This window comes from Vreelandella sp. DA03-1M (assembly GCF_055725665.1).
In genome coordinates, this window is the sequence record NZ_CM146798.1 from 3,962,967 (window position 1) to 3,975,263 (window position 12,297).

Genomic DNA, 12,297 nt, shown 5'->3' on the forward strand with positions numbered 1-12,297 from the left:
CATTGGAGGGGGCGGCAAAAACAGCCAACACAGCAAACACAAAAACACCGGTACATATCATTACCGGCTTTTTAGGTAGCGGCAAAACCACGCTTATCCACAGCCTGATTGATCAGAAGCCTGTGGATGAAAAATGGGCCATCCTGGTCAATGAATTCGGCCAGATCGGCATCGATCAAGCGATGTTTGACGCGCGTGACGATGTCGTCATCAAAGGCCTGCCCGGTGGCTGCCTGTGCTGTCAGCTCGCCTTTGTGCTGCAGGCGGCGCTGGTCAATTTGCTCTCACGCAGCAAACCTGACCGTGTCATCATCGAGCCATCCGGCCTTGGTCACCCAGCAGGCCTGCTGGATCTACTGCGTGGTGACGCCTTCTGCGAGGTAGTCGAGGTGCACGATATTATTGCCACTCTCGACCCGCGCCGCATGGATGACACCCGAGCAAGGCAACACGACACCTTCCGTGATCAGCTCGATATGGCCGACGCCGTGGCGCTCACCATGCTCGACCAGAGCACGTCCGAACAGCTCAGCGCCGCCCACGCCTTTGTGGCGCAGCACTGGCCACCTCGCAAATGGGTACAGGAAGCCCCGCAAGGCGCGCTACCGATAGCGTTGTTGACCCAAAGTGGGCATACCGCTGCGAGTGAGATCAGCATGCCCGCAAGCCACCAACAGCTGGCCGCCGCCCCCAGCCCCAGCCTGGAAGGCACATTTTTTGATTTTCCGCCCCCACCCGGCAAACCGCAGCGTGAAACCGGCACCTCACTGGGCTACACCAGCACGGGGTTACGCTGGCATCCAAGTGAACGTTTCGAGCTGGATCGCCTAGCCGCTTATTTGGGAGAACTGCCTCGGGAGGCGCGTATTAAAGGGGTATTTCATACCAATCACGGGTGGAAACGCCTTAACCGCGCCAATGGCTTCCTGAGTATCGAAAGCAGCGCGTGGCGGCAGGATTCTCGCTTGGAAGTTATTCTCCCTGCCGCTCTGACCCCTCCCAATATGAAATTTGATGAATTTCTAACCACATGAGTTAACGACCTAGTATCTGTGCTTCAAACGCCTCAATTTCCATAGGGTGCCCAAACAGATAGCCTTGGTAAGCGCGGCAGTCATGCGCTAAAAGCCATGCCTGCTGCGCTTCTGTTTCTACGCCTTCAGCAATGACTTCTAAGTTAAGACTCTCCGCAAGCGCGATAGTACTCTCTACAATCGCTGCATTGGCTTGGCTTTCAAGCACCTGCTGAACAAACGATTGATCGATTTTTAGCTGATCCAACGGCAACTGCGCTAAATACGCCAGCGACGAGTAGCCGGTGCCAAAGTCATCCAGCGAAAAGCGTACCCCTTTAGCTTTTAGGCTAAGCATCTTATCTCGGGCATCATCACGCGCTTCCACAAACAGCGATTCGGTGACTTCCAACTTTAAGCGATGAAGCGGGGCCTGGGTACGCGCAAACACTCCGTCGACGCGCTGTAAAAAATCTTTATCACGGAACTGCATCGGGCTGATATTAACCGATATCGTCAACTGACTTAGCCGGGGGTGCTGCGCCCAACGTGCCAATTGGTAGCAAGCATCTTCCAATACCCACTCACCCACCTCATTAATCAGTTCTGTACTTTCCAGCAGCGGAATAAACTCACCAGGCGACACCAAGCCGCGCTCTGGATGCAGCCAGCGCAGCAATACTTCCACGCCGGTAATAGTGCCTTGGTGATTAACTTGGGGCTGGTAGTAGAGTTGCCACTGTTGATTGGTCAGTGCATGGCGTAAATCCGCCTCTAACTTCACGTGGGCTAGTAACGCGGCCTGCATAGCGGGGTCAAAAAAGCACACTGTGTGGCGGCCACTGCTCTTTGCTTGAAAGAGGGCCATGTCCACTTGCTGTAGATAATCATCAACATTGTGCTCACTGCTCGCCATGATCGTAATGCCAATACTGCCCGTAATCGTGACGCTCTCCTCGGCCAGCACGAAGGGTTCAGCGAGCACTGCCAGTAATTTATTGGCGATCCGTTCAGCAAGCTGCGACGTTTGCCCATGATTACTATCAACGCCCTCAATTAATACCGCAAACTCATCGCCTCCCAATCGCGCTAACGTATCCGTATCTCGCAGCATTTGGCTCATTCGCCGCGCCAAACTTTGTAATAGCTGGTCGCCCGTATAGTGCCCTAGGGTGTCATTAATTTGTTTGAAGTTATCGATATCAATAAATAACAGTGCGCCACAACGCTGATGGCGCTGGAGTTCTTTGAGTGCCGCGCCCATACGGTCCATAAACAGGCGCCGGTTAGCGAGCCCGGTTAAAGGATCATAAAACGCCAGTTGATGAATTTCCTGCTCAGCAGCTTTGCGCTCGCTGATATCACTCATCGTGGCGACGTAGTTCGTAAGCGTACCGTCGGCGCCGTACACCGCGCTGATCGTTAACCATTCAGGAAACAGCTCGCCATTTTTGCGCTGGTTCCATATTTCGCCTTCCCACTTGCCGGTTTTGAGCACCTGCTCCCATAGACGACGATAAAAGGCTGCATTATGGAGACCAGAGCTAAACATACGTGGATTTTTCCCCATCACCTCAGCTTCGCTGTAGCCACTAATGCGCGTAAAGGTGTCGTTCGCTTTAAGGATTCTCCCTCGAGCATCGGTAATCAAAATACCCAAGTGCGTTTGAAAAGCTGCCGCCGCGACCTGCGCTTCGGCGCGTGCCTGTTCGCGCTCTTCAATACGCTGACTTAACTGTTGGGCTAGCGCCAAGCGGCTCAGATAGTGGCGCGCCCCCCAGGCTCCGAGCAGGGCAAGCATCCCCATTACCAGCGATAAAATCAGTGCGCGCTGCCGCCAAGCCGCCAGCAGCTCGTGCAGGTCAATACCTACCACCGCCAGCATGGGATACTCACCTACCCGCTGCATACGAAACAAGCGCTCACGATCATCAATGGGTGAGAGAGCTTTTATCGACCAGGCGTTATCTCCATTCGCCCACTTCTGATCCGCATGAGAACTCGGTATTTTTCTGCCAACGGCAAATTGCTCATCAAGGGTAGGATACCGAGCAATTAACCTCGATTCAGAGTCAACCAGCGCAATACTCTCACCGTCATAAACATGCATTTGCTCAAGCGAGTCGGCAAATATGTCGGGAACAATGCTCGATACCACCACCCCCATGAAATCGCCAGTCGGGCTATCGAGTCGTCGACCATGGTACAAATAATAGTGTTGATGGCGATCAGACCAGTAAAGCGGCGTAATCAGTTCCTGTTGCCCCCCCCGTTTAAAGGCATTAAAAAACTGCGTATGACCGATATTAGCGCCAGCATTGCGGTTGCCGTGACTGCTTGCCAACACACGCCCATTGAGATCCAACACCCCTACCTCGTTAACGAGGGGCACATATTGGGTAAGATTTTCTAATGCGCTCTCAAGCACCTGAGTGTTATCGGCGTTAGGCATGCCTTGTAGGGTGAGCAGTTCAGCAAGTCCAAAAAGGGCTTGTCCGCTTTGGGCAAAAACCCCTTTTGCCCACTCTGTCACCACATTGGCCCGCGCAGTAATGCGAGATTCAGCGGCCTCAATTTCTTGTTGATACTGTTCGCTAAGCAGCCAGCCAAAGAGTAACGCCATAACGAAAAGTGATGATAGATAAGCCGCCACCACGTTTCGCCGCTGGCGACGATAGGTATTAGTAACCTTTAGGGCATTATCATTGTCATCAATAGGAGTAACAGACATCGCACAGAGGCCTTATCCAGGTATCCGACCAGGACACCTGATACAGTGTTAAAAAAACAGGAACGATACACCACACGCGCTGACACGTAGTTTAACCCGATAGTGCCGCGGTGCTTATGGGATGTATATCAGTTTTTATCACAGGTAATACGTTAAAAAGCGTGACGTTATCGGTTAAGAGGCTACGTACTAAGGAATTGCTATGGCATCGCTGAGCCAAATGAGCGACTACGAGATTCGCCTAATTCGAATTTTTAAGACGGTGGTTGAATGCGGCGGCTTTACGGCAGCGGAAACGACGCTTGGCATTAGTCGCTCGGCGATTAGCCAGCACATGAACGATTTAGAGGGAAGGCTGGGTTTTTCACTCTGCCAGCGGGGGCGCAGCGGGTTTAGTTTAACAGAGGAAGGTAAAGAGATTTATCAGGCGGGACTCACACTACTAACGGCCCTGGAAACCTTCAAAAGCGACGTTAATGCCTTGCACCAAACGATTAAAGGCGAGCTGAATATTGGCATTACCGACAACCTAGTGACGCTTCCGGCCATGCACGTGACCAACGCACTGGCTGAACTTAGCGCGCCGGAACATGAGGTAACGCTGCATATTCATATGGAGCCTTCCGACGCCGTTATTCGAGGCGTGATGGATGGCCATTTGCACGTCGGCGTAGTACCCGCGGTGAACCTACCCACCAGCTTAGAAACCCGACACCTTTATGATGAGCCTTCCTACCTTTACTGTGCCGCAGGGCACCCGCTGTTTGCGGAAAACGATGACACGCTCAGCGTTGCAGATATCGCACGACACGCAGCTATTTCACCTCGTTATCCGCTGCCAGTTGAGGCACGCCAAGCCCATGATGCGCTCACGCTACGCGCGTCGGCATCCGATCGGGAAGGTGCTGCCTTTTTGATTTTGACAGGGCGTTTTATTGGCTTTCTACCCGAGCATGTTGCCGAGCAATGGGTCGCAGCAGGCAAAATGCGGGCGCTGCATGTTGCCACGCAGCATTACCGTATTCCATTTGTGCTGATCACTCGCCATGACCGCCGCCCTAACCGAGTGGTCGATGCTTTTTTAGGCTTAATCAAAAGTAGCTAATCTAAAAGCCAGGCTTCCGTGCCGGGCTTTAAACATAGTTATTGGTTACCACTACTGATTAACGCTGCTCGGTGACCTCGCTGGCCATTAACGGCGCAGGCCCTGCCTGTGGAGACGATGCCACTACTCGGCTGGCAGCGTAGTAAACAATTGCCCCCAACGCCGACCCAGTGAACCAACCATAATCGTAGAACCAGTTCATCGTGCCTGTCACCAGTGAGATCAAGGTGAGTAGCACCGGCACACCAAAGGCGATAAACCCAGCCATGTTCACCGCAGGATAGGCGTGGTTATCCATATAGAGACTAGGCACATCCAAGCGCTGCTTTTTAATCAGGAAGTAATCCACCGCCATAATACCCGCGATAGGGCCGAGTAGGCTGGAGTAACCGAGCAGCCAGTTGGAGTACATCTGCTCAAGTGACACGCCCGGTGGAATCACACCGGCCTTTTGCAGCAGATCGTAGCCCATTAGCAACACGCCCACCGCACCGGTCATCAGCACACCGCGGGTCTGATTAATCAATTTGGGCGCAATATTCTGAAAGTCATTGGTGGGAGAAACAATATTCGACGCTGTGTTGGTGGAGATCGTGGCAATAATGATCAGCAGCATCGCCATGATTACCCAAAAGGGGCTGTCGATATAGCCAATCAGCCGCACCGGGTCGGCAACGGTCTGGCCCACCAACGTTTCAGACGCCGCGGTTAACACCACACCGAGCGCGGCAAAGAAGAACATCGTCAGCGGCAGCCCGATGATCTGGCCAGCAATCTGGTCTTTCTGACTTTTGGCAAAGCGGCTGAAGTCAGGGATATTAAGCGACAACGTAGCCCAAAACCCCACCATGGCGGTCAAGCCTGCAAAGAAATAACCATAAACGGAAGCTCCCTCAGGGCGCGACGGCGGCTGCGCCAGCAGCTCGGTCATCGACATATTCGGCCATGCCCATATCATCAGCCCAACGCCCACTGCCAACAGCAACGGTGCAGCCAAGGTTTCCAGCCACTTGATTGACTCCGCACCGCGAATCACCACATACAGGTTCATGGCACCGAACACGAAAAAGCCAATCACTTCCCCCACACCGCCAAGTGCCGCCCAGGCAGGAATTAACTCCGAAAGCAGTAGATGAATAGCCAAGCCACCGAACATGGTCTGAATACCAAACCAGCCACAGCCGACTAATGCCCGCACCAGGCAAGGCACATTGGACCCTAAGATACCGAAGGAGGAACGTAAAACGACGGGAAAGGGAATGCCAAATTTAGTGCCAGGAAAAGCGTTTAAGGTAAGCGGAATCAACACGATGATATTCGCTAATAGAATGGCAAACAGCGCCTCGCCAACGCTCAAGCCAAAGTAGGCGGTCAATACGCCACCCAGCGTATAGGTGGGAACGCAGATCGACATCCCAACCCAAAGCGCCGCAATGTTCCACTTGCTCCAGGTGCGTTCGCTGGCCTGGGTAGGCGCAATATCCTCATTGAAGCGAGGACTATTGCGCACATCCTCACCGACTTGAAGTTCAATCAGCCCCTCTCTGTCGATCATCTGGGTTCTTGAGCCAGTCATTTTATTCTCCTCAGCAGTGATATTGCCGATCGCATTCACGGGTTCAGCTCTCGTTACAGCAATAAACATGCCTAAAAATAAAGCATGGTCGTTAACTTATTGAACAAAAAGCTGACTTAAATGGCAGATAGGCAACCACTCCCTATTAAATTGTTATTGTTTTAATCAACACACACTAACTTCCCTAAAAAACATAGCTGGTAAAAAAATAGCGCACCAAAAAGAAACGTTAAATTTCAGATAAATCATGAATAAATATACTAAGCAATTGATTTATAAAATAATAAATAAATCACCATTCATGTACATGCATTCACCAAATGAGTAAAAGCAATGATAAAAATCAATAATCCCATATAAAATCAATTAGTTAATCAAAAAGAATACCCACAGTAAAAAAATCTTGAAAAGCGACTACATAAGGGACTATGTTCAAAAAGCTGTCAAATATGACAACTTTGCTCATAACAATAATCCGTCGGCATTTAGTCGATATCACTACACGCCAAGCAACCCACGCTAATGGCTCATCCATAGCGGCTCACAAACATTAGCAATACCTGATTACTGCGAACCGTTACTCAACACTAAAAACGAGCCAGCGGTTGGCGCGTAGGATACGAGAGGGCTTTTATATGCAGAAAATGAAAATCGGCCTGATTCAAATGGGCCTAAAAACCAGTACAGATTTGGAACCGGCGGCGATTCGCGATGCCATGAACGAGGCACACCTGCCGATGATTCAGCAAGCGGCTGAGCAAGGTGTGCAAGTACTGTGTTTCCAAGAAGTGTTCAACCAACCCTATTTTTGCCCCAGCCAGGATGGCAAATGGTACGCCGCCGCCGAGCGTGTGCCGGAAGGCCCCACCTGCCAAATGATGCAGAAGCTCGCGGCTGAGCACCGCATGGTCATTATTGTGCCCATCTTTGAGGAGACCGAGACCGGCGTTTACTACAACACGGCAGCGGTATTCGACGCCGACGGTAGCTATCTAGGCAAATACCACAAGACACACATTCCCCAAGTCGCTGGCTTTTGGGAAAAATTCTTCTTCAAGCCGGGCCAATCCAACTGGCCGGTGTTCGATACCGCCTACGGCAAGATCGGCGTGTATATCTGCTATGACCGCCACTTCCCTGAAGGCTGGCGGGCACTGGCGCTCAACGGTGCTGAAGTGATCTTCAACCCCTCTGCGACTGTGGCTGGGCTATCCCAATATTTATGGGAGCTTGAACAGCCCGCCTCTGCGGCTGCCAACGGCTGTTTTATCGCCGCCATCAACCGCGTGGGCAGCGAAGCGCCTTGGAATATCGGCGAATTTTACGGCTCCAGCTATATCGTGAACCCACGCGGCAAGATTGAAGCCCAGGCCAGCGAAACGGAAGACGAGCTGCTGGTACACGAGATTGATCTGGATATGGTGCGCGAGGTGCGCAACAACTGGCAGTTCTTCCGTGACCGCCGCCCCGAGACCTATACCCGCCTCACCGACGGCGAATAAGCCACCTCAGTCAATCACTTAAGGAGCGAACCATGAGCTTATTGATCAAGGGCGGCACCGTCGTCACCCACGCTGATACCTACCGCGCCGACGTGCTTTGCGTCGATGGAAAAATCCACACCATTGGCAACAATCTCGATATTCCTGAAGGCTGCGAGATCGTCGATGCCAGCGATCAACTGGTAATGCCCGGCGGCATCGATCCCCACACCCATATGCAGATGCCGTTTATGGGTGCGGTGGCCAGCGAAGATTTCTACACCGGCACCGCCGCCGCTATGGCAGGGGGCACCACGACCATCATCGACTTCGTGATCCCAAGCCCCGGCCAGTCGCTGCTGGAAGCATTTAACACCTGGCAAGGCTGGGCCGAAAAAGCCGCCACCGATTTCGCTTTCCACGTGGCGATTACCTGGTGGGACGAGAGCGTCAAAGAAGAGATGGGCACCCTGGTGCGGGATCACGGCGTTAACAGCTTCAAGCACTTTATGGCCTACAAGGGCGCGATCATGGCCACCGACGATATCCTGGTGGAGAGTTTTTCCCGCTGCTTGGAGCTGGGCGCTATTCCCACCGTACACGCAGAAAACGGCGAGCTGGTGTATCACATGCAGCAGAAACTGCTGGCTCAGGGCATGACCGGACCAGAAGCCCACCCGCTATCTCGCCCGCCCCAGGTCGAAGGCGAAGCCGCCAGCCGGGCGATCCGTATTGCCAGCACCCTAGGTGCTCCCGTTTACTTGGTACACGTTTCCACTAAGGACGCAGTAGACGAAATCGCCTATGCCCGTCAGCAGGGTCACCCAGTGTTTGGCGAGTGCTTAGCGGGCCACCTGGTGATCGACGACAGCGTTTATCAGAATCCCGACTGGGCAACCGCAGCGGCCCATGTAATGAGCCCGCCCTTCCGCCCTAAGGGCCATCAGGAAGCGCTCTGGCACGGCCTGCAATCTGGTAACCTGCAAACCACCGCCACCGACCACTGTTGCTTCTGCGAAGAGCAGAAAGCCGCCGGGAAAGATGACTTTACCAAGATCCCTAACGGCACCGCGGGTGTAGAAGACCGCCTCGCCGTGCTGTGGGACGAAGGCGTGAATACCGGCAAGCTCTCGCCTCAGGAGTTTGTCGCGGTCACCTCCACCAACACCGCCAAGATCTTCAATCTCTACCCACGTAAAGGGGCGATTCAGGTGGGTTCCGATGCCGACATTGTGGTGTGGGATCCTAACGGCACCCGCACTATCTCCGCCAAAACTCATCACCAGAACGTCGACTTCAATATCTTCGAGGGCAAGACGGTGCGCGGCATTGCTCGTCACACCATCAGCCAAGGTAAGTGGGTATGGCGCGACGGCGAGCTGCACGCCGAGCGCGGTGCGGGCCGCTATTTAGAGCGTCCCGCCTATCCCGGTGTATTCGAGCTGCTGGCCAAACGCGCCGAGCTAAATGCCCCTGTAGCGGTAACGCGCTAATCCCGGCCCTGCCGAAGAACAGAGCAATGGAGAAACGACCGTGACCCATTCACTTGATCACCTGCCCAGCGCAAAAGAGGTCGGCACCTACGACCCAGCGACGTTGGCACATAATTTCAGCGACCTTCACCCACCGCTGACGCCGCGCCAGGCTATCATCGAAAGCCAGCGCTGCCTCTACTGTTATGACGCGCCCTGCGTTGAAGCCTGCCCATCGGACATTGATATCCCTAGCTTTATTCGCCAAATCAGCGAAAACAATATCAATGGCGCGGCGGAAACCATTCTGGAAGCCAATATCCTAGGCGGCAGCTGCGCCCGCGTATGTCCCACCGAAATCCTCTGCGAGCGCAGCTGCGTGCGCAACCACGACGCCGAGTGTCAGCCTGTGCTGATCGGCTTGCTACAGCGCTACGCCACCGATCATATGCAGTTTGAGAGCCACCCCTTTAAGCGCGCCGCCAGCACTGGCCGCCACATCGCTGTGGTGGGTGCCGGGCCTGCGGGACTTTCCTGCGCTCATCGGCTGGCGATGCTTGGCCATCAGGTGACGATTTTTGAAGCTGAGCAAAAGCCCGGCGGGTTAAACGAGTACGGCATCGCCCGCTACAAAATGACCGATGACTTTTCCCGCAAGGAAGTCGAGTTTTTACTGGAGGTCGGCGGCATTGACCTCCAGTACGGCCAGCGACTCGGGTATAACCTCGAACTTTCCACGCTGCATCAGCAGTATGACAGCGTGTTTCTCGGTTTAGGGCTAGGTGCCAGCCGCGCCCTGGGCCTAACCGGCGAAGAGGCGCCGGGTCTGATGCCCGCGGTGGACTACATCAAAACCCTGCGTCAAACCGATGACCTGGGCAGCCTCACCGTGGCCAAACGCTGCATTGTGATTGGTGCAGGCAATACTGCGATCGATATGGCAACGCAAATGGCTCGCCTGGGAGCCACCGAGGTGACGCTGGTCTACCGTCGCGGCGTGGAGGCGATGTCCGCCACCGACCACGAGCAGGAGATCGCCAAAGCCAACGGTGTACGCATGGTGACCTGGGCGCAGCCCGATGAAATCTTGCTGGATGACCAGGGCCGCGTAGCGGGCATGCGCTTTGCCAAGACCGTTGAGCAAGCGGGCCAATTATCCTCGACGGGCGAAACGATTGAGATTGCCGCCGACGCCATCTTCAAAGCCATAGGCCAAAGTTTTGATAACACCAGTCTCGCTGATGCCACCGCTGCCGAGCTAGCCCGCGACGGCGAGCGCATCCACGTCAATGAGATGTTCCAAACCTCACTGCCCAACGTTTACGCCGGAGGCGACTGTGTGAAACCCGGCCAGGACCTCACCGTACAAGCCGTGCAGCACGGCAAGCTGGCGGCTCACGCCATTCATCAAGCGCTCGCCGCCCAGCAGGAGGCCGCATGAACACCACGCCTTTCAACACCCTCTCTTTTCCAGGCAAGAAAAACAGCGGCGACAGCGTGGTGAACGGCGTTGATCTATCGGTAAACTTTGCCGGTATCAAAGCCCCTAACCCGTTCTGGTTAGCCTCTGCCCCGCCCACCGACAAAGCCTACAACGTCGTGCGCGCTTATGAAGCGGGCTGGGGCGGGGTGGTATGGAAAACCCTGGGTGAAGAACCACCGGCGGTGAACGTCTCCTCCCGCTATTCAGCCCACTACGGCAAAAACCGCGAGGTGATCGGCTTTAATAATATTGAGCTAATTACCGACCGTTCGCTGGAGATCAACCTTCAAGAGATCACCCAGGTGAAGAAGGATTGGCCCGACCGTGCGCTAATTGTCTCCATCATGGTGCCCTGCAACGAGGAGGCCTGGGCGTATATCTTGCCGCTCGTAGAAGCGACCGGTGCAGATGGCATTGAGCTCAACTTAGGTTGCCCTCACGGCATGCCGGAGCGTGGCATGGGCGCGGCAGTAGGCCAAAACCCTGACCTGATCGAGAAAGTCACCTACTGGTGTAAAAAGCACTACTCGAAGCCAGTGATTGTAAAACTCACCCCCAACATCACCGATATTCGCGTAGGCGCCCAGGCAGCCTTGCGAGGTGGCGCCGATGCAGTGTCGCTGATCAACACCATCAACTCGATCACCAGCATTGACCTGGACAACATGGTCGCCAAGCCCACGGTAGGCCACCAAAGCACCCACGGCGGCTACTGCGGCAGCGCCGTGAAGCCTATTGCGATGAATATGGTGGCGGAAATCGCCCGCGACCCGGCCACGCCAACGCTGCCCATTTCGGGCATTGGCGGTATTTCCACCTGGCGGGATGCAGCGGAATTTATCGCCCTCGGTTCAGGCAGCGTACAGGTGTGCACAGCCGCGATGCTTAACGGCTTTCGCATTGTGGAGGAGATGAAGGATGGCCTCTCCCGCTGGATGGCGGAAAAAGGTTACGACTCAATAGAGGCATTTTCCCGCAAGGCGATCCCGCAAACCACCGACTGGAAACACCTGGATATCAACTTCAAAACGATCGCCAAGATCGATCAGGATTTGTGTATCGAGTGCGGCCGCTGCTATATCGCCTGCGAGGATACCTCCCACCAGTCGATTGCCAAGCTCACCGAGCAGAACGGCGCGCGCCGCTATGAGGTGATTGAAGAGGAGTGTGTAGGCTGCAACCTGTGCCAGATCACTTGCCCAGTGGAGAACTGCATCACCATGGTGCCTCAAGAAACAGGTCAACCCTTCTTGGCCTGGGATAACGACCCGCGCAATCCTTTCCGGGTCGCTTCTTAAGCACGCTCTTCAACAGCTGCTAGTGCTACCCGCCGCCCTCAATTTTTGAGGGCGGTCGCGTTTTCTGCAACATGTTGTTCCGACACCGAGTAGCGACAAGAGACCACTTCCTTGAGAGAATGAGAAATTATCGCATAT

Annotated in this window: 8 protein-coding genes; 6 read left to right on the forward strand and 2 right to left on the reverse strand. The window is 54.3% G+C overall.

Annotated features, from left to right (window positions below):
• Nucleotides 1-2 precede the first annotated feature (2 nt).
• Complete coding sequence (locus tag ACXUPB_RS18520) at nucleotides 3-1,034, forward strand: CobW family GTP-binding protein (RefSeq protein ID WP_472953892.1); 1,032 nt, start codon at nucleotides 3-5, stop codon at nucleotides 1,032-1,034.
• Nucleotide 1,035: 1 nt separating this feature from the next.
• Here ACXUPB_RS18520 and ACXUPB_RS18525 read toward each other — a convergent pair whose 3' ends face one another.
• Nucleotides 1,036-3,744, reverse strand: coding sequence for a bifunctional diguanylate cyclase/phosphodiesterase (locus ACXUPB_RS18525; RefSeq protein WP_472953893.1), 2,709 nt, complete (start codon nucleotides 3,742-3,744; stop codon nucleotides 1,036-1,038).
• A gap of 202 nt (nucleotides 3,745-3,946) precedes the next feature.
• Between ACXUPB_RS18525 and ACXUPB_RS18530 the strand changes: the two genes are divergently transcribed.
• A complete protein-coding gene (locus ACXUPB_RS18530; protein ID WP_472953894.1) occupies nucleotides 3,947-4,849 on the forward strand; it encodes a LysR family transcriptional regulator in 903 nt (300 codons plus the stop codon).
• 58 nt (nucleotides 4,850-4,907) lie between these two features.
• On the opposite strand, the gene ACXUPB_RS18535 is transcribed toward ACXUPB_RS18530, so the two are convergent.
• Nucleotides 4,908-6,425, reverse strand: a complete 1,518-nt coding sequence (locus ACXUPB_RS18535) for an NCS1 family nucleobase:cation symporter-1 (RefSeq protein ID WP_472953895.1) — start codon at nucleotides 6,423-6,425, stop codon at nucleotides 4,908-4,910.
• A gap of 635 nt (nucleotides 6,426-7,060) precedes the next feature.
• Here ACXUPB_RS18535 and ACXUPB_RS18540 point away from each other — a divergent pair.
• Genes ACXUPB_RS18540 through preA form a run of 4 tightly spaced genes read left to right on the forward strand, consistent with a single transcriptional unit; the run spans nucleotide 7,061 to nucleotide 12,159 of the window.
• Complete coding sequence (locus ACXUPB_RS18540; RefSeq protein ID WP_472953896.1) at nucleotides 7,061-7,927, forward strand: nitrilase-related carbon-nitrogen hydrolase; 867 nt, start codon at nucleotides 7,061-7,063, stop codon at nucleotides 7,925-7,927.
• Nucleotides 7,928-7,959: 32 nt separating this feature from the next.
• Complete coding sequence (gene hydA, locus ACXUPB_RS18545) at nucleotides 7,960-9,399, forward strand: dihydropyrimidinase (RefSeq protein WP_472953897.1); 1,440 nt, start codon at nucleotides 7,960-7,962, stop codon at nucleotides 9,397-9,399.
• A 40-nt stretch (nucleotides 9,400-9,439) separates the two neighbouring features.
• On the forward strand, nucleotides 9,440-10,819 hold the full coding sequence (locus tag ACXUPB_RS18550; RefSeq protein ID WP_472953898.1) for an NAD(P)-dependent oxidoreductase: 1,380 nt from the start codon (nucleotides 9,440-9,442) through the stop codon (nucleotides 10,817-10,819).
• Nucleotides 10,816-12,159, forward strand: a complete 1,344-nt coding sequence (preA, locus tag ACXUPB_RS18555) for an NAD-dependent dihydropyrimidine dehydrogenase subunit PreA (protein WP_339886228.1) — start codon at nucleotides 10,816-10,818, stop codon at nucleotides 12,157-12,159. Before ACXUPB_RS18550 ends, preA begins: the two co-directional genes overlap by 4 nt.
• The last annotated feature ends 138 nt before the right edge of the window (nucleotides 12,160-12,297 follow it).

Bases quoted from the DNA above. Each gene is read 5' to 3' on its own strand.
- ACXUPB_RS18525 (WP_472953893.1), bottom strand. From the start codon at position 3,744: ATGTCTGTTACTCCTATTGATGACAATGATAATGCCCTAAAGGTTACT.
- ACXUPB_RS18530 (WP_472953894.1), top strand. From the start codon at position 3,947: ATGGCATCGCTGAGCCAAATGAGCGACTACGAGATTCGCCTAATTCGA.
- ACXUPB_RS18535 (WP_472953895.1), bottom strand. From the start codon at position 6,425: ATGACTGGCTCAAGAACCCAGATGATCGACAGAGAGGGGCTGATTGAA.
- ACXUPB_RS18540 (WP_472953896.1), top strand. From the start codon at position 7,061: ATGCAGAAAATGAAAATCGGCCTGATTCAAATGGGCCTAAAAACCAGT.
- hydA (WP_472953897.1), top strand. From the start codon at position 7,960: ATGAGCTTATTGATCAAGGGCGGCACCGTCGTCACCCACGCTGATACC.
- preA (WP_339886228.1), top strand. From the start codon at position 10,816: ATGAACACCACGCCTTTCAACACCCTCTCTTTTCCAGGCAAGAAAAAC.